Origin of the sequence: Arthrobacter alpinus (genome assembly GCF_001445575.1) — a bacterium.
Taxonomy (GTDB): Bacteria; Actinomycetota; Actinomycetes; order Actinomycetales; family Micrococcaceae; genus Specibacter; species Specibacter alpinus_C.
Genome location: NZ_CP013200.1, coordinates 2,622,383 through 2,640,314, shown reverse-complemented (window position 1 = coordinate 2,640,314; position 17,932 = coordinate 2,622,383). Strand labels below are relative to the sequence as shown.

General features: G+C 59.0%; 18 protein-coding genes. 13 read left to right on the top strand and 5 right to left on the bottom strand.

The window, feature by feature from the left end:
* Positions 1-2: 2 nt before the first annotated feature.
* On the top strand, positions 3-1,295 hold the full coding sequence (locus tag AS189_RS11625) for a glycosyltransferase (protein WP_062288970.1): 1,293 nt from the start codon (positions 3-5) through the stop codon (positions 1,293-1,295).
* Between the two features lie 132 nt (positions 1,296-1,427).
* Here the strand turns inward: AS189_RS11625 and AS189_RS11620 are convergent, their stop codons facing one another.
* Positions 1,428-1,664 carry a hypothetical protein gene (locus AS189_RS11620; RefSeq protein ID WP_062288969.1) on the bottom strand — a complete coding sequence of 79 codons (237 nt, stop codon included), beginning with the start codon at positions 1,662-1,664 and terminating at the stop codon, positions 1,428-1,430.
* 304 nt (positions 1,665-1,968) lie between these two features.
* Here AS189_RS11620 and AS189_RS11615 point away from each other — a divergent pair, with 304 nt between their 5' ends.
* The 4 genes from AS189_RS11615 to AS189_RS20745 all read left to right on the top strand — a co-directional run bounded on the left by AS189_RS11615 (position 1,969) and on the right by AS189_RS20745 (position 3,769).
* The gene (locus tag AS189_RS11615; protein WP_062288966.1) at positions 1,969-2,580 is read left to right on the top strand and encodes a GrpB family protein; all 612 of its coding nucleotides are present in this window, start codon (positions 1,969-1,971) and stop codon (positions 2,578-2,580) included.
* A 375-nt stretch (positions 2,581-2,955) separates the two neighbouring features.
* Entirely contained in the window at positions 2,956-3,207 is a 252-nt protein-coding gene (locus tag AS189_RS11605; RefSeq protein WP_193393481.1) for an SHOCT domain-containing protein, read from the top strand.
* Positions 3,204-3,446, top strand: a complete 243-nt coding sequence (locus AS189_RS20750; protein WP_062288959.1) for a hypothetical protein — start codon at positions 3,204-3,206, stop codon at positions 3,444-3,446. The genes AS189_RS11605 and AS189_RS20750 overlap by 4 nt, the downstream gene beginning before the upstream one ends.
* Positions 3,437-3,769, top strand: coding sequence for a sulfocyanin-like copper-binding protein (locus AS189_RS20745; RefSeq protein ID WP_062288955.1), 333 nt, complete (start codon positions 3,437-3,439; stop codon positions 3,767-3,769). Before AS189_RS20750 ends, AS189_RS20745 begins: the two co-directional genes overlap by 10 nt.
* Before the next feature lie 593 nt (positions 3,770-4,362).
* Here the strand turns inward: AS189_RS20745 and AS189_RS11590 are convergent.
* Positions 4,363-4,896: a hypothetical protein gene (locus AS189_RS11590; protein ID WP_129587252.1), complete on the bottom strand. Its 534-nt coding sequence runs from the start codon at positions 4,894-4,896 to the stop codon at positions 4,363-4,365.
* Between the two features lie 456 nt (positions 4,897-5,352).
* On the opposite strand from AS189_RS11590, the gene AS189_RS11585 reads away from it, so the two are divergent.
* From AS189_RS11585 to AS189_RS11565, 5 genes are all read left to right on the top strand, one after another.
* On the top strand, positions 5,353-6,471 hold the full coding sequence (locus AS189_RS11585) for a tyrosine-type recombinase/integrase (protein ID WP_062288949.1): 1,119 nt from the start codon (positions 5,353-5,355) through the stop codon (positions 6,469-6,471).
* Positions 6,471-6,803 (top strand): helix-turn-helix domain-containing protein, encoded by a 333-nt coding sequence (locus AS189_RS11580; RefSeq protein WP_202814085.1) that lies wholly within the window; start codon positions 6,471-6,473, stop codon positions 6,801-6,803. The genes AS189_RS11585 and AS189_RS11580 overlap by 1 nt, the downstream gene beginning before the upstream one ends.
* Before the next feature lie 392 nt (positions 6,804-7,195).
* Complete coding sequence (locus AS189_RS11575; protein WP_062288946.1) at positions 7,196-8,326, top strand: hypothetical protein; 1,131 nt, start codon at positions 7,196-7,198, stop codon at positions 8,324-8,326.
* A gap of 1,498 nt (positions 8,327-9,824) precedes the next feature.
* Positions 9,825-10,391, top strand: coding sequence for a hypothetical protein (locus AS189_RS19925; RefSeq protein ID WP_129587251.1), 567 nt, complete (start codon positions 9,825-9,827; stop codon positions 10,389-10,391).
* Positions 10,392-10,959: 568 nt separating this feature from the next.
* Entirely contained in the window at positions 10,960-11,433 is a 474-nt protein-coding gene (locus tag AS189_RS11565) for a relaxase/mobilization nuclease domain-containing protein (RefSeq protein ID WP_062288938.1), read from the top strand.
* 374 nt (positions 11,434-11,807) lie between these two features.
* Here AS189_RS11565 and AS189_RS11555 read toward each other — a convergent pair whose 3' ends face one another.
* Positions 11,808-12,218, bottom strand: a complete 411-nt coding sequence (locus AS189_RS11555; protein ID WP_129587250.1) for a hypothetical protein — start codon at positions 12,216-12,218, stop codon at positions 11,808-11,810.
* 421 nt (positions 12,219-12,639) lie between these two features.
* Here AS189_RS11555 and AS189_RS11550 point away from each other — a divergent pair, with 421 nt between their 5' ends.
* Positions 12,640-12,966 carry a hypothetical protein gene (locus tag AS189_RS11550; RefSeq protein WP_129587249.1) on the top strand — a complete coding sequence of 109 codons (327 nt, stop codon included), beginning with the start codon at positions 12,640-12,642 and terminating at the stop codon, positions 12,964-12,966.
* 349 nt (positions 12,967-13,315) lie between these two features.
* Here the strand turns inward: AS189_RS11550 and AS189_RS11545 are convergent, their stop codons facing one another.
* Entirely contained in the window at positions 13,316-14,173 is an 858-nt protein-coding gene (locus AS189_RS11545) for a hypothetical protein (protein WP_129587248.1), read from the bottom strand.
* A 1,469-nt stretch (positions 14,174-15,642) separates the two neighbouring features.
* Here AS189_RS11545 and AS189_RS11540 point away from each other — a divergent pair.
* Positions 15,643-16,284: a peptide deformylase gene (locus AS189_RS11540; RefSeq protein ID WP_062288921.1), complete on the top strand. Its 642-nt coding sequence runs from the start codon at positions 15,643-15,645 to the stop codon at positions 16,282-16,284.
* Between the two features lie 89 nt (positions 16,285-16,373).
* Complete coding sequence (locus AS189_RS11535; RefSeq protein ID WP_062288918.1) at positions 16,374-17,264, top strand: putative RNA methyltransferase; 891 nt, start codon at positions 16,374-16,376, stop codon at positions 17,262-17,264.
* A gap of 85 nt (positions 17,265-17,349) precedes the next feature.
* Here AS189_RS11535 and AS189_RS11530 read toward each other — a convergent pair whose 3' ends face one another.
* A complete protein-coding gene (locus tag AS189_RS11530; RefSeq protein WP_062288915.1) occupies positions 17,350-17,925 on the bottom strand; it encodes a YczE/YyaS/YitT family protein in 576 nt (191 codons plus the stop codon).
* Positions 17,926-17,932: the final 7 nt, after the last annotated feature.

Genomic DNA, 17,932 nt, shown 5'->3' with positions numbered 1-17,932 from the left:
ACGTGAAGATCTTATTGGCAAGCCAGGCGATTGCCGGGCATTTCAATCCCATGACCGGAATCGCCATGCGTCTGAAGGACTCCGGGCATGATGTTGCCTTTTATACGGAGAGCGTTTTCGCAGGGAAACTGGCTGAGCTGGGCATTGGTCATTTTCCCTTCGTCCGGGCGATCGAACACACCGCGGATAATCTCAACGAGCTGTATCCGCAGCGTGCAAAGCTCAAGGGTCCCATGGCGGCCCGCTTTGATGGTGAACGGATCTTCGCCAGCAACGTGACCAACTTTTTTGAGGACATTCGCGAGCTCCACGCCGGGTATGTGTTCGACGTTCTCGTCATGGACGCTTCCATGTATATCCAGCACCTCGTCTCTACCCTGATCCGCAAGCCGGTCGTCAGCTTCGTGGCCATAGGCAACATGGAAATCGACCCCTGGGTGCCGCCCTTGTTCTTTGGTTTCCTGCCGGCGCGCACCCCGCCGCAAAAGTTGTTGCAGGCGGGCGCCCGGCTGGTGTCCCAACAAGTGGTGACCAAGCCCGCACGAGACAGCTACGTCAAGCAGCTCGAACACTTCAGTCTCCACACCGCCACGGGTGGGCCCTTCACCGATGAGCCGTACCGGTGGTCCGACGCCGTGATCCAAACAGGCACCGCTTCCCTTGACTATCCGCGCAGCAAAGTCAATCCCAAGGTCCATTACGTCGGCGCCCTGCTTCCCTACCGGCGTGCCACGGCGGAAGCAGGTATCAAGCAGCTGGGCAGCTACGCCCGAACGGTGGTAGTGACCCAAGGGACCGTGGACAACAAGGACCCCAACAAGCTCATCATCCCCGCTATCGAAGCGCTCAAGGACCGGGACATGCTGGTGGTCGTGGCCACCGGCGGGGCCGGCACGGACGATCTCCGAGAACTGTACTCGGGGCCAAACGTTGTGGTGGAAGACTTCGTCGACTTTGAAACGGTCTTCCCTTCCACCGACGTATTCGTCACCAACGGCGGTTTCGGCGGCGTGCTGCTGAGTCTCTCTCATGGGGTGCCCGTGGTTTCCGCCGGCATCAATGAAGGCAAGAACGACGTCAATGCCCGGGTTGAGCACGCCGGGGTAGGAATAAACCTCCGGACCGAGTCGCCCTCCGCGGACGCCGTCGCGAAAGCGGTCGACACCATTTTGGCCGGCCCGGGCTGGCGCGAGCGAGCACAGGCCATACGCCGCGAATTTGAGACAGCAGACGGATGCGCCGCCGCTGCGGCCATCATCGAAAGGATCGCCACGGACGCTCCCGCACCAAGCTGAGCACTCCCGGGCGCCTCCCCACATGTATTCCCCACGAAGGTTCGGCTTGCGGGCACAATCCTCTCCCACCTCAGACCGTGGCCTCACTGGGGTTGGTCCCGGGAGCGAGGCTCATATCGCTCTGTGGAAGCGCTAGGCCTTCGTGCGTCGTGCTACCAGGTAGAGCGGGAAGAAGAACGCGAACAGCACCACGCAGAACGTGAACCAAGCTCGGGGTTCCTCAATGACAAGGCTGCCTATTTGGACGGAGACCGGATGGTTCTTCTGCGCCTGTGATCGCGCATCGAGGTAGACCCAGGCGTCTAGGACCGCCAAAACGGCAATCGCTATCACAGTGACACTCAGCCCTACGGCGACGTTGTTTTCCATGACCACGCTCTACCCTTTTCTCGGTTCTATTCTACATAGTCGACTTTCGGACCGGATTGTGGGCCGAACAGCCAACGGCCATGCCGGGACCTTTGAGGCTTCGAAAAATCCGCCATTTGCTGCTGCGATACACAGTGGCGCAGGCCAGGATTCGCGCGCACACCGCCAAAGCTGTCGCCGTGACGCCGACGGTGCCAAGCATAGGGTGATTTGCGGACCCGTAAGGCTTCGGCTCATGGGACTATCTGCCACAGGGAGAGTGTTGCAGAGCTCCGACGCCGTAAGGATCCGTGAGAATAGGGCCATGCCACACCTCAACGACATTGTGACGTTTCACGACCCACCCGTGCCAGAAGGGCAATCCCCCTATGTTCCTGGCGCCGGACCATCACTGAGTTTCGACATAGTCGATTCGAGTGATGCATGGCCCGGGCAATTCCAATTGCTCGCCAGGAAGATCGAGGATGCTCTGGGCTGGCGCGCACTGGTCATCGAACATGTTGGTTCGACCTCCGTACCAGGCCTCCCCGCCAAACCGATTATCGACATTGACCTGATCGTCGCCGACCCCAACGATGAGGCGCCATACGTTTCAGCACTCGAACGTGCAGGCTTCGAACTAAGGGTTCGGGAGCCTTGGTGGTTTGGACATCGCGTACTGCGCCTCTTGGAGCCAGCCTGCCATCTGCACGTTTTTGGCTATGACAGTCCCGAGGTAATCAAGCATCGCATCTTCCGCGACTGGCTTCGCGCCAATCCCGACGATCGCGTTCTCTACGCAGATACCAAGCGTGAGGCGGCAGCTTTGTCACGGGCTGCCGGCGAACATTCCATGCAATACAACGCCGGCAAGGAACTCGTCATCAAAGCAATTTACCGTAAAGCGTTCATTGCTACAGGTCTACTCAAGGCCTAGGAACGACCAGAAGGGGCACACTGCCCCGCTAAGCGTTCCCCAGCGGACAGCCTTCTTGATCTCGTTGCTTTTGATGCATTGGGCGATCCGACTGGCCAGTTCCGTACCGGCTTACGGGACAGTTTGCTCAAGCATATAGGCGATGCTTTTTAGGGATGGTCTGACGCTTTCGGCGGCCAAAGGGCAACTATTCTCGCTGACATCCGGGACCGTGACTGTTAACTTCATTGGGCGGTTGTCGCAGTCCCGTTTCATGGGAATCCCAGCGGCCGCTTTTCTGACTGAATCTGAGCCTTGCAACCTTGAGTGCCGGGACCAAAGCCTCTGCCTGTTGTTCAACACGCAGGCAACACTGGAAGAAAGGGAGAGTTGACCATGATGTACGGCTGGGATGGAAACGGGATCACCGGATGGATCGCCATGGCCCTAATGATGTTGTTGTTTTGGGGCGCCGTGGTCACTGTCGTGGTCCTTCTGGTTCGCAGCAACCACGAACCAAGTGGGGGCCGCTCCTACGGTCACGTGCCCGATGACGCAGAACGCATCCTCAACGAACGTTTCGCTCGCGGCGAGATCGATGAAACTGAACTCAACGCCCGGCGGACCGCCTTGAGGCGCCGCACATGAACAGGCTGTCGAGCAAGGCCATCGTCCTACTGGGGATCCTCGCCACCCTGGTCCTGACCGGCGCTTCCCTGGTCGTCATTGTACTCACGGGCATCGGCCCAAATCCTGGTGGCAATGGATTCCAGGGCGCCGTCCGATGCTCGGTTCCCGCATTGACGGGGACGCTCGTTAGTGTCACGGCAACGGATATGGGTGGCCCGATGATGGGCGGTTCCAGGGGGTGGGCGGTATGCGCCTGACCGCAGACCGAGCTACCGTCCAGCACGGGCAGGTGTCCTTCTTGGTCACCAATGCCGGTCGTTTCACGCACGAAATGGTCATCCTGACGCTGCCCGACACTCAAGTCGCTGGAACACTCGTCATTGGCGCAGACGGGAAGATCAATGAGGCCGGCAGCCTCGGGGCAGCCGCCTCAACCTGCGCTCAAGGTGAGGGTGAAGGCATTCTCCCCGGAAGCTCCAGCTGGGTCACGGTGTACCTTCCACCAGGCCGCTATGAACTGGCTTGCAACCAGCCCGGCCATTACGAGGCTGGCATGTACACGCAGCTGACTGTCACATAAGGAATGCCAACACCAACAACGGAGACCACTCCTGGATGCCTCCCGGAGGACGCGGGCTGCGTCGACCCAAGCAACGTGATCAACCCTGCTCAGTTCCGCAAGAAGTTCGTAAAACGTTCCCTTGCCGAACGAGTTGACGCTGCTTTTTCACGTCCTGGACCCGATGATTTGGCGCTCCCCACCGTCCCACCGGAAGCTTAAACCCGGCCATTGCCGAATCCCTTCTCGCGACGATGGCATGGGAACGGATGCCGTTTTTAGTCTGGCTCGTTAGTTCGTGAGGGACGACGCCGACGGAGAAGTAAGCCGATTAGATTTGCGAGAGCGAAACCGAAACACAGGACAACGAGAGTCACCTTTAGGGCCACCCAGACCGGTTGCGAAGCAGGATTGAACAGGGCGCTTGTGCCCAAGACAATCCCTAATACTAGATACCAGATGCGAGGGAAATCATTCTTAAAGAAGCCTGACCTTGCCATATTCGGATCCTACAGCCTCCCTACCAGCGGACGATATACATCGTCCCGCAAAGCGTTCCGCCTACGGGCAGACTTGGCAGCTACTGAGATCTGAGGCCGGTGCGAATACCGGCGCTACTCCGTCAGGCGTGCTTCGTAAGCTGCATTCCGCGATACATGGCTGAAACCGAGCTGCAGTAGAGGGAATGGTTTGGTGTAGCAGTACATCTCTATACCCGTTCCGTCTACTTCCCAATATGAGGTCGCCTCGTCGAATGGACGGACAGTCGCGTCCGATGGCTGTCCATACCGAGCAAGGAGCTGGGAGTAGATGAATCGATATCCGAGGACCGCACCCGTGTCGTGGCTATCTCGTACGTCGTAAACAAAGAAGCCAATGGAGAAGAGCTCGCCTTTGTACGACGACCAAGACGCGTCGGTGACAGCCAAGCCATCACTGAGGAGTTCGCCTCCCAGGTCTGCCGCAGAATCAGGGCCCGGTGAGTAGCCGTACCCCTTGCGGAACCCCTCTTGGCCTTCACCCTGGTGAAATCCCAGCCGCAGAAGATAGTCGGCTTGATCATCGTCTCTGTCGGGCCAACCCGATGTCACGATTTCGTCGATCAAAGCCACGAGCTTCTCCGGGCTTGGCACAAGCTTCATGTTCACGGCTTCGTCCATGTGCTCACGATACTTGTCGGACCGGCACGTGCAATAGTGAATATTCCAAACGAAAACAGTGCTTCCCTCCCAATGGGCTTGCATTCTCGGCAACCGTCCCAGATAGCGTTCCCGCTGCGGGCCGGCCTGGGGTGGCTTCTATTGGCAAGCCGCAGTTCAGTGGGTACCTGGCTCCACGCGCCCCTATCGTACGATTTTTTCCGTTTTCTGATTCTGGCCGCAATTTCATCTGGTGGTCTATTGCGGTTAGTTGGAAAGATTCGAGATTCGTCGGCATTGATGCAGGTCAGAGCCGTATTTCAGGTCTGGATTCCTTCTGGTGGGCGTCTCGGTTCGGAGTCCGCGTGGCGGTGGAAAGCCTTGTGACCTGCACCCTTGCAATCAGATTGCATCTGATGAAAGATATGTTCATCGGATGTAAGTGGTGGAGGGAGGTGGTTTTGGATGGTTGGGAACAGCTTTGCGCCGGGGGCTGTGGGTTTGCATCTGATCAGTGATCTGCCCTTGTTGCGGCCAGAGGAGCAGGTCTTTACGGCCATGCTTGACGGCTGGCGCAACCAGCAGTTGGCCCGCAACCTGGCGTTCTCCACGATCGAGGGCCGTGAGAAGGCGGTGCGGGCGTTTGTCCTCCACGCCGACGCTTTCCCGTGGTCTTGGACGCCGCAGATGGTTGATGAGTGGATGGGCGATTTGCGGTCGGTCCGGAACCTGCATCACTCCACGTTGCGGACCTACCAGGGGACCCTTCGCGCTTTCTGCGGGTTCGTGACCGACCCGGGCTATGGATGGGCTGCCATGTGCCAGGAGCGCTTCGGCACCCACCCGGTGCAGGTGATCCACGAGTGGAACGCAGCCGTGCATGTTCAGGAAGCCGAATCTGGCCCGATCAAGCGTGCCTTCACCCGCGATGAGCTGCAGGCGTTCTTCGATTATGCCGATGAACAGGTTGGGCGGGTGCGCGGTCGTGGACGCAAGGGCTGGATGCCGGCGTTCCGTGACGCGATGCTTTTCAAGACTGCCTACGCCTTCGGGCTGCGCCGCAACGAGGCGAGGATGCTTGATGTTGTCGATTTTGGCCGCAACCCCCGGGGCCCGGAGTTCGGGGACTACGGTGTCCTCTACATCCGCCACGGCAAGGCCATGAAGGGATCCCCACCCAAGCGCCGCAGCGTGCTGACGGTCTTTGACTGGTCGGTGGAGATCCTGCAACAGTGGACTGAAGAGGTCCGTCCCTTGTTCTCCACGGCCGACTCCGGGGCGCTGTGGCCTTCGGAACGTTCCCCACGGGTCGGATTTACCCAGATGAATACCCGCTTCGGTGCCTATCGGGACAGTCTTGGCCTAGATAAGGGTCTGGATTTCCATTCCTTTCGGCGCTCCTACGTCACGCACTTGATCGAGGACGGTTGGGATGCGAGGTTCGTTCAGGAGCAAGTCGGACACGAACACGCCTCCACGACCTCGATCTACACCTGTGTCTCGTCCGACTTCCGCACCAGAACGCTCCGTCGTGCTCTAGACGCCACACTTACTGCTGCCCTGCAGCTGGAAAGGAAACCGTAGTGAAACGCCAGGTAAGTTACCAATGGAGACTGCGGGAAGTCATGGCCACCCGGGGAATTTTCACCGCCACCGATCTATCCCCGCTGCTACTTCAGCGCGGCATCGAGCTGTCCTCGGTGCAGGTCTGGCGGCTGGTCACCCAGGTCCCGGAACGGCTCTCTCTTCCTGTTCTTGCCGCGCTCTGCGACATCCTAGATGTGACAGCTGCAGAGCTGATCGCCACCCGGGCAGAGGCCGTGGCTCCGCACCGCACGGCATCCGGTGGTGCCGAGGTCGTGGACCTCGCCGCCACTATCAGGCCCAAGCGTGCCAGGATCACCCCCGAACGGTGAGCCCGGCCTACGATAGCCGTGAAAAGTATGAGCGGTGGCATGTACGCACATGTGCTCGCTGTGGCCGACAGGCTGCCAAGGCAGCGAACTGGTCAGATGGGCCAATCTGTCGGAACTGCTTGGATAAGGCCACTCGCACCTACGGTCCCTGCCCCGGCTGCGGTACGGAGCGTCTGTTGCCGGGCCGGGACAGCGCTGGCGCGCCCGTTTGCCGGGATTGTGCAGGAATTACCCGCGATTTCTTCTGTGACCGTTGCCATTTTGAGGGACGTTTACTCGGTGGAAGACTGTGCGAACGTTGCACCCTCACTGACCGTCTGCGCTCACTGCTCGATGATGGGACCGGCCGGATCCATCCACCGCTGATCCCGCTGTTTGATCAGTTGCGGACTATGTCGAAGCCTGTCTTGGGGCTGAGCTGGCTCCAAAGTGCCCAGCCCAGCACGATGCTTAGAGATCTTGCCGCCGGGCGACTAGCCCTGACCCATGAAGCATTCCAGCAACTGCCCAATTGGAGAACGGCTGCCTACCTTCGCGATCTGCTCATGCAAAGCGGCGTCTTGCCCCTCAAAGACAGGCAACTCCTTCTCTTTGAACGATGGCTGGAGACCCATCTTGGAGCCATTGCCAATCCCGAACACGCCAAACTGCTGCGGCGTTTCGCCACCTGGCACCAACTGCGCAAACTACGGGCCAAAGCAGCCAAAGCCCCGCTGGGCGATTCGACAGCCCGGGAAGCCCACGAGCAACAGATCCAGGCCGTGGCGTTCCTGACCTGGCTCACACGCCGTGGCACAGCTGTCAACGACACCGGGCAAGCCGATCTGGACGCCTGGCAAAGCGAGAATTACTTCACGCGCCGGGCATCCCACGCCTTCCTGACCTGGTGCATGAACACCAGCAATATGCCCGCCCTGACCATCCATTCCCGTCAAACAACGCCCCAGGCGCCGATGAGTCAACACCACAGAATCAGCGCCATCCAACGCCTCCTCACCGAGGAGAGCATCCCGCTGCACGCCAGAATAGCGGGCCTGTTGGTCCTGCTCTACGCCCAACCGGCAACACGCATCGTTAGGCTCACGATCAGCGACATAATCGTTAACGGCGGCACCACGACAATCCGTTTCGGCGATCCGCCTACACCGGTACCTGTCCCGGTGGCCCGGCTCCTGCAGGACTACCTGACAAACCGCATCAACCTGGACGCGGCAACCAACCCAGGATCCCACTGGCTATTCCCCGGACAACGCGCCGGTCAACCCATTCACCCGGTCACCCTCCGGGCCTTCCTGCACAAACAAGGCATCCCACCCCAACGTGGACGAACCTCCGCACTACGACACTTGGTGTTCCAGGTCCCGGCCCCTGTCCTGGCCCAGGCACTTGGCTACCACCACACCAGCACCACCAGATTCGCCGCAGAAGCCGGATCGCCCTGGGCCGGCTACGCACCAGGGGACCATGGCAAACCAACCACACTCCAGCCCCAGAATCCGGACGAAAACAGGCCACCAGAATAACCGTCGCCTACGCTAGCCCCATCCTCGGCCGCAAGGGGCGGTAATCACCCGTGACACGGGAGTCCTGAAATTTAAGCTCAGAATTCCTCGGGAAGGACGGCATCTGTCATCCGTATGGCATAGACATCGAGTTCGGGGTCGGAGAGAAGTGCCTTGATGCATTCTGAGTTAGCCGCAACAAAAACGCTTCGTGCATATGTTCTGGCCGACCCACCATGCATGACCTTCGGGCCACCACCGCAACCGCCGGCGCCCACTTGAGCTGGCATCAACACTCTGAATACCCGACTCAATGCTTCCGGAATAGATATCCATCTGTCGATCAGGAGGCAAGGTAACGCGTGCGTCTTCCCGCCGGGCAGGCCCGCCATACCCTTACCAGCTGGCGAAATAGCAGGATTCTGGTGATTGCGTATGTTGGGCAAGCACTCCAGCTAAGACGGTCGTTACCGTGGGGTCTAGATCCCCCAGCGATGGTTACCAACCACCGTTCAGGAAGATGGCCCTCAGCAGCAGCACTAACTGTCTCGCCCCACCGCATCCACTCGTAGACCGGGGCGCCCACGGATGCGGCGGCAGTACTCCGCCGGATTCGTTCCTGAGGCCCGTCCAATCGATCCACAAGCACGGGATAAGTACCCGAACATAACCTCCATAACCAGGGGGAACGTACCCAATTACTGAGCGGCCGCCTGGGTCAAGAGAGTCCCTGAGTCAAAGCGCCGGTCAAAAGTCTTCCAAGAAGTGCAACATTGTCCGTCCTGCCATGGTCGCATTCTCGCAATCCTAGGTCGTCCCGGAAATGCCCACCCTCCCGGCAACCTGGGCGTATCAGCCCAGCGGGCCCCCTAGGTCCTACCGGGCAATTAGAGCTCAACGTACACCCATAAAATCGACAGCATCGTTAGGCTAAAGTCCATAAATATCCAAAATTGACATGCATGCACTGTCACATGTAGGAGCTGATAACTGAGAATTTGGCGGGACGCCTACCACTCGCTTTGCCAGCATTGTGCTAGCGTTTGTCTACGGTCATCACTGGTCGTTCAACTTGGGGGTAAGAATGAGAATACGAACAAAGACCGCGCTGTCTAGTCTAACTATCGCAGCCCTGCTTGCAGTTGGCGGAGCCACAGCATTCGCTTCGATCAACACGACAGAGTCCGACTTAACGAAAGTCAGTCCATCTGAAGTAAGTCACCCAGAGTGCTATGACAGTGCCAAGATGAATGACCCGAGTGATTTTTGCTATCAAACCATGGGCATATGGAATAGCACAGAAGCTACTGTTGAAGAAGTTCGCAGCCATGTCAGTCTCGAATCCATGGTGAAATCAGGTAGGACAGCAGCTCAGATCCAGAAATATTACCCGGAGTACAAAGAAACAGCGAAGTAACAATTGGCTAAGTGTTAATTAAAACGTAACGGTGCGATAATCCCACACGTACAAATTTAAATGGAAAAATTTGGGGAATAATTGAATATTTATCGCAGAGCAATGACAATCGCACTTACGACTGTTTTAGCTGCAGCGTTCCTAACTGCAGGGACAAGCGCCTCTCTGGCAGATTCGCCGGAGGCAGTCGTGGTTTCAAATACTTTTCAGGAAACCATCATTCCTGAAACCAGTGTTGTGGCCACCGATGACGAAGTACGACAGGTAATGACCGTCAAAAATCTGGTCGTCAGCGGACTGACACTTCCTCAGGTACAGAAGTATTATCCTGGAACAACCGAAGCGCAGATAACTGCCATTAAGAATGCCGAATTATCCAAACCTCAACTCTTCATAACACGTCCCTCGTGCAACAACGTAGATTTCTACAGCGTAGTCAGAGGTGCTGACAACTTTGAGTGGTGCTTCGCGAATGCCGGTTCTGTTAATGTCTCCCTAGGCGGAATTAGCAAAGTTTGTCCTGGAAACAATAAGGGACGAGTTCTATGGTCGTCCTACGGAGACTTGAGTACATACTATTGGAGTTATACACGAGGACCCGTTAATCCTCGCAACACTTGCTACAAATTCGATGGAGTTGTTGAAGTCTCGGTCGTTCAAATATTCTAATTTCAATAAGTGTTTAATTTGAGATAATTATTTACTCGGCTTATTAACCCGATTAGACAGTAATTATGGAGGCCGGCACCTTTTGGTGCCGGCCTCCTTTGTATGCAAAACTACGAAGAGCCATATATAGCCGTTCATATTCGAGCCTGCCCCCCACTCGTAAACCGAACGGGTTCTCAGCGGTAATGCCCTTTAACGCTCAGATGTTTTCGACCGAATCGCGTATCTTCAAGGCCTGATTGGTCATTCGCGGTGCTAAGGGGTCAGGTTCGGAAACCGAAGCAGGCAGCCACTGCTGGCATACGTAGCTGAGTCATCAGCACAACCACTGCATCAGCGAGTCACGGGAGGGTGCACTCGACTCTCGAAACCGATAAGCCTCTCCCCTGGGGTGTCATCTAGGCAGACCGGCCCACGAGATGTCTCCTTCGATACGGATCAACACCTATCAAATAGAAACCATGCAAGAAGAAAGCCCCGTGGCCGAGACCGCGCCACCATAGGAATACAGACCACACGAATAGCGGTCGCTACCAGTAGGCGACCCCCGGGTGCGCGGTGAGCTGCCGTGATCGCGAACATCACCCGAGGCAAGAACCCCTGGGACATTGGTGCCTACCTGCACGGGGTGGGCAAGGCGAATGAGCATGTCTATGAATTCGGGGGTGTCACCCGTCCTGGTGGCATCGTGACCGCTTCGAATCTCGGTATGGAGGGACATACCGAGCCCAGCCGGTGGGCGGGTGAGCTGCTCAAGGCCATGAACACCCGATCGGAGATCAAGAACCCGGTCTGGCACGTCTCGCTGCGCAACACCGACCAGGACCGGATCCTGTCCGATGCGGTGTGGGCCGACATGGGTCAGTCGTTCGCCGAAGCGATGGGCTTCGCCGAGCATCCGTGGGCGATGGTCCGCCACGGGGCGGACCACGTGCACCTGGTCGTCTCCCGCGTGAGCGATGCGGGCGAGGTCTGGCATGGCCGCAACGACCGCCGGGCCGCGCAGAGCGCCTGCACGCGGCTGGAGCTCGAGCACGGCTAGAGCAGGCTCCGCGGCGACGGGTTGAGCCGAAACTGTCGGTGATTGCCGAGCGTGAACAGGCCAGAGCCCAGGAGTTGGCCCTAGTGTCACACCGGGCTGTGCAAGAGGCTGAGCGCATCGCGGCGGAAAAGCTTCTGGAGGAGCATTTGAGGATTCACCGGGCGAGCTTCCCGTATCCGCCCATGACATGGGTGCCGGGTCAGGAAACGCAGCCCGTACGACGTGTTTTCAAGCAGCCGGAGATTGACCGGGACAAAGGAATCGAACGGTAGGCGGGAGCTGGTACTTCCAAATGGGAGAATTTTTGATCGCTCTTACACCGCCGGCCGCCCGCGAACCTTCAGACAGTTTTAGTCTTTGAATGGCTCCAGAGCCTATTCACACAAGGGTGCGTTGGCCGGTATTTCCATGGTTTCAAGAACCTTACCCGTAGCAGTATCGATCATCAAGGCGTGGTTCATCGGCCAGGACGGATCCACATTAACCTTGTAATCGACGCTCTCTGGTGCAACGGCCTCCGCTGTCCCGTCCGATGTCCTACGCATGGCATCAATGACCCGTCCTGTCTCCGAAACCACTGTCACGGTCTCCTGGGGCATCCCGGATACATTGCCGTCAACTGGGGTCGAATTCCAGATGGACTCGAATCCCCCTGTGCAGTTTTCACCCGGTGAAGAGGTGATGCCCCCTGCAGCTTCAGCTGATGCATTTGCCTGTGCCGAGCAACCAGTCAGTGCCATCACGGCCACTACTGCAGTCATTGCCAGAATATTTTTTGAATTCATTTCCCCCACTTTTACGCCCAGAAAGTTTCAAAAACCGAGCCTACCAAGACCTCAGCTTACCGAGTGACAACGATGATTAATAGCAATTGTGTTCAGCGATGGTTCCCCTACGGACATCCCCATCAACCTCGCTGCCGTTGATGCTGTGAGCAATCCGAACGGCCATTGAAGGACCGGCTTGCGGGACGGTTGGGCAGCTCTATTCGGGACACCCCTTCCGGACATCAGAGGGAGGGGCTTGCTGGTAGTATCCGATACTCGAGCAGTCCCTATTCTCGCTACAGAGGGTCTCCGCACCGCCTGATTGGTTATGAATCTTGGCCAGGAGCTAACTACTTGGAACTCAGCAAAACCACGATGTCCGATTGCCGATATTTAGAAGCAAGCGCATGCACATCGACGGCAATCTAAGCCAGGAGATATGAACCCTCTATACCTTTTACCCCTTTGTGTGGGCATCTTCTGGATGATGCATGCCACCTTGCGTCTTTCCGGTCGCAAGGAGGCAAAATACACCGCTTGGCTACTTCTGGCCGGCCTGCCCGTCATGGCCATTGCTTTTTTCCTGTCGGCCATGGCTGCGGATAAACCTGCCCCTTCCATGTGGGCGTCAGGGCATGTGGGGGATGGTGGATTCGGGGCAATGTTGTTCACAATGGAATGCCTTGGCCTGTGGATCCTTGCGGGCTCCGCCGAGATTGCTCTCACCCTCATCGCATTGCTGCGCGACAAGTCAATGAGTAAATAGGACGAGGGCCCCAACCGTCGGTGACATGGTTAATGACATCCTCAGACCCGTCCCAGCCAGGGTTCCCCCTGCGGGCATGGGGAGCGCTGTGCAAACGTCTTCTGAAATTCTGTGTAGAGCACTTCTGACAAAACGGACGAGTGAACACGACTCCTGTCATTTGTGCACTCGTCTTCTGAAAATGACACTCGCCGAGATCGGCGGCCCGCCCGAAATGCTGGCCCATGTCAGGCAGGGACGCTCGGTCATATCGAAAAGCGAGCGATGTGCTGGTGGCGAGCTGGCCGCTGGTGATGGCAGGCACAGCCGTCAGCCCGTGGCAATGCCACGGGTTACTCGGCGCCCAGGCTCACGTCGCCTCAAGCCCGCGCACGCTCCAGTCCGCGCAGTTCACGACCTGCCCGCCTTCAGCCGTGATCAGGATCAACGTCCTGCCTCCGCGCATCGTCGCCGTACCGCTGACGCGGAGGTCCAAGGGACGTCGCTCCAGAACCTCCCCGTCGTTGCTGAACCGGAGCAGGGAGTTCTTCCCCTCGAAAGTCTCGTGGACCGCGACCCAGGTCCCCGTCACCGGGTCGTGGAGGACGTGACGAATGAAGTCCTCAGCCACCCTCGCTCGTTCCCGCCCGTCGGAGTCGAGGATTCGTAAGAACCCGTTGTCGGTGACCGCCAGGTGCTCCCCGTCGCTAGCCGCGAACCAAACCGGACCCAGCCCGGTCGCAATCCGGGACCCCAGCGGATCCAGCGAACGATCCAGCAGGCGGCACCAACCGCCACCCACTCCAAGCGAGAGGTCCGAAGTCAGCGCGATCACCCTCAACACCCCGCGCAGGGAACGCACCTCCTCCCCGGTCGCTGCCTCCAGCACGCGGGTGGCCCTGCGGAGGTAAGTGACAACCACACGACCTCCAGCCAGGGCAGTCACGGCCTCTACGTTCGTGCGGCTGCGGTCCTGCCACAGCCGCTGTCCCGTTAGGTCGTACCCGCACACGCCGTGGCGCTCCCACGCGCCAGCCACCACCACGGAGCGCTCACCGGGCACCAGCGCCCCCCGCCAGACGCCACCGGAGCCCCAGACCGTCTCGAACGTGGCGCAACGCGCACCGCGCACCAGCGACCACACGTCCACGACTCCCTTGGGCTGGGCGGTGACCAGCAGGTCCTCTTCCCACGGTGGTGCGGCCACATCGCGAAGGTCGATCACCACGGAGCACCCCCTACGAGCTCACCGAATATCATGCCAAGGACTCTGCCAGTGGATCCGATAGCGGTCAAGTCCACGGAGGTGGTGCACGACGTTCCCCTGCGGGACACCGAACCGATCATTCCAAACTGCGAAGAACCTCCCCCAATGAGCTGAACTAAAAGCGCCGCAATCATGGCCGAGTATCAGCCCCAGCCACCTCCGCCTGGTACCGATCACGGAAAAGACGGGCATCCCCTCGACCCACGCCAGAGGCGTAAAATAGTGAGAACAGTTGACGGCAAACACTGCGCCATGGCAATCTCTGGCAAGCCAGTTTTCACGGTATTAGCCACCGAAGGCCAAAAGAACATCCGGAGCGAAAAGCACGCACTCCCCTTTTACTCCCCCTTTTCAACCAAGAACTACGGCAATCCACGACATGCCACGGCCTTCGGAAACAACGAATAACCCCGGAAACACGCGGATGTTGGCAAGCAACCACACCCACTAGGATCCAGATGGTGAGATTCTCTTGATCGCAGGCCCGAATAAGGATCAATACCCATTGCAGCAGCGGGGCCTTCGAAGGTCATCATCAGGGTCCACTACTAGGTTTGTTGGTCGGAAACAGGAAACCCCCAAGTCAGTAACGACTCAGAGCTTCTCTGCTTCAGCGAAAATTACTCGCGACCCTCGACAGGACCTTGCTCACGGCCCAAACCCTCCCCCGCATCCACCGGCAGGAATCGTGAGCTGTTGGTCGCGGCTCCGCTGGCGAATGCGAGCATCACCGCCCCTTCAAAACTGAGCGCAGTGTTGATTTTTTCAGCTCAGCAGCGGGAGACCGCTGGCATCTCAAGCACGGAAATGGCACTAAACATCCAAAACCTGGCGCAGCACACACTGCCAGATACCTCCGCCTGACCCGCCCCGAATTGCAGAGGATTCACTCCCGTGCCCCGCCAATTTTCCCCTCCTCGGTATACATACGCGTATGCGTCCGGAGCACGTCAACGTTTAGGAAGCCTGCGAGCGCTGAAGGCCACCGGGTAAGGGCTGGGCATGATTCATCCCCGGCGTCTCTAGCTAACTGATCATCATTGCAACGTCCTGTCGCTCGCTAGCGAGTAGGTCGCGGACGGCGCGTGTTACGTTGCGGAGCACGATCCCTCCTGGTGGCAGATGCATGTATCCGGAGAGACTCCTGAACTGCCCGCACCAGTCCAAGCGAGTATCCACATCGCTATGACCCGCAACTGATGGGGGGCGGATCACCAGTCTGCGCCGGTAATAGCCCTGAGCGGCGAGCGCATCCCCCAAGGCTTGACACAATGGGGACGGGGATCGGCACAAGTGCCTCCTCATCAGACAACACCATCAACTGACTCATTCAGCAGGCACAGGAGCGCGCGGCATGACATTGCACGGTACGGATATGCAGGGCTTCACCTTTACAACACCCATCGAGCCAGAGACAGCTGGGGTCCCCCATGTCTGAGCCGCTGACCATCGACGAGGCCTACCTGCGCGCCACCGTTACCGCGATCTTGACCTCCGATGAACTGCCCGCCATTGTGCAGGCCGGCCACCCCGTCTTGCGCGCCCGCGCCCTGCCCTTCACGGGCCAACTCACCGCTCCGGAGCTAGCCCGCCTCATCGAGATCATGACAGCTACCATGCATGCAGCGCCGGGCGTGGGACTGGCCGCACCGCAGCTGGGCATTCCGCTGCAACTTGCCGTGCTCGAAGATATATTCGAAGTTTCTCCTGAGAACGCCGCTGCCCGCGATCGTGAACCCCTGGAACGCTTCACGATCATCAACCCGCACTACGAGCCACTGGGCTCGGAGCTGGCCTCGCACTATGAAGGCTGCCTGTCCATGTCAGGCTGGCAGGCGGTTGTTGACCGGCCCGCCGCCGTTGCCTTGAAGTACGACGACGAACACGGCACCGCGCGCACCCGCCAGTTCTCGGGGTGGCAGGCACGCATTGTCCAACACGAGACCGATCACTTGTTCGGCACCCTCTATATAGACAAGGCCCATACTCGCTCGCTAGCCAGCAACGCCCAGTACAGCGAGTACTGGGCCAATCCTGACATTGCCGCGGCGAAGGCCGGGCTGCAGTTCTAAACTGGACAGCTGCAACGCAGGCAACCCCACGGCTCCGCCTCAACTGGTCCGCCTCAATTGCCCAGCCTGCGAGCGCCTAAGATGAGTCCATGGAAATCTCTGCTGTCAATGCCCTGCTGTGCCCCCATTGCGGATCGGAGTTCTACACCCCGGACGCTAACGCCACGTCGCTGGCGTGCACGTCCGGTCACAGCTTTGACATTGCCCGTCAGGGATACCTGAACCTGCTGACAGGTCACGGTACTAAATTTGTCCCTGATACCGCAGCTATGGTCTCCGCCCGCGATTCCTTCCTTGACGCCGGGCACTATGCACCGCTTGCCCAAGCGCTCGCAGAGACGGTCAAGGAGCTCGTGCCGGGCGCAGGCATGATTGTCGATGCGGGGACCGGCACCGGTTACTACCTGCAACAGGTACTGGCCGGATGTGCCGAGCATCAGGAGCAAGGGCTCACGCCTGCGGTCACCGCCGTAGGTATGGACATCTCCAAGTTCGCGCTACGCCGGGCCGCCCGGCGCAACCCGGCTGCGCTGAACATTGTGTGGGACCTGTGGCGCGAGCTGCCGCTGGGAGCCAACACGGCCGACGTCGTACTTGTGGTCTTCGCGCCGCGCAACGCCAGCGAGTTTGCGCGCATCCTCAAACCGGGCGGCACCCTCATAGTAGTCACCCCGCTGGCGAGCCATCTGGCCGAGATTGCCCAAGAGGCCGGCCTGCTGGGCATTCAAGAAGACAAGGAAGCGGCGCTCAGCCATTCACTTGAGGACCACTTCACTCCGGGGGGTAGCCGCGAGCTACTGGTCCCCTGCATCTTGGCCCTGCGGACATTGGCAACGTTGCCCTCATGGGACCGGCCGGTCATCACCTTGAGGCCGTGGAGCTCGGCGAGCGCTTGGCTCATCTCCCTGATGAGACGCTGGCCACGGCGGCGTTCCGGATTTCCACCTTCACGGCACGCCATCCCTAACGCTAACCCCTAGCGCTGAGGCTCGGCCAGCTCTACCTTGGTAGCACGCGGGCTCTTAGCGTGCAGGTCAACGCGCAGCCAGCGCAACGTCACCTGGGTCAGTGGCCCACACCCAAGGCGAAGGCGGCGGTACCGGCACCCACCACCCCGCCCAGCAGGAATCCGACCACCACAACAGACAGCTCTATACCCGTGCGGATGAGCCACACTGGTCGGCCGGTGACACGAACCAGACCCGTCATGAGCCCATCACGTGGCCCCGGGCCCAAGCCCGCCCCAATGTATAGCGCCGTTGCAAAAGCGAGCACAAACAAGCCAGCGGCAAAGGATAGGACTTGCAGGGCCAGGTGCTCGGCCTGCGGGATCAGGGTCAACCCCACATCGGCGAAGACGCCCACCAGGATGGCATTGGCAATGGTGCCCACACCCGGGCGCTGCTTCAACGGTATCCAGAACAGCAGAACCACACCGCTGATGATGATGGTGCACAGGCCAAAGGAAATACCCACTGTGCGGGAGAAGCCTTGGGCGAAGACATCCCACGGTGAGGCGCCAATGTTTCCGCGGATCATCAACGCGATGGCAAAGCCGTACAGCACCAGCCCTACGAAGAGCCGGACCAGCCGGACGGAGAGGTTTTCGCTAGTGATCAGAGACGTGAAGAATTGGCGCATAAGTCCA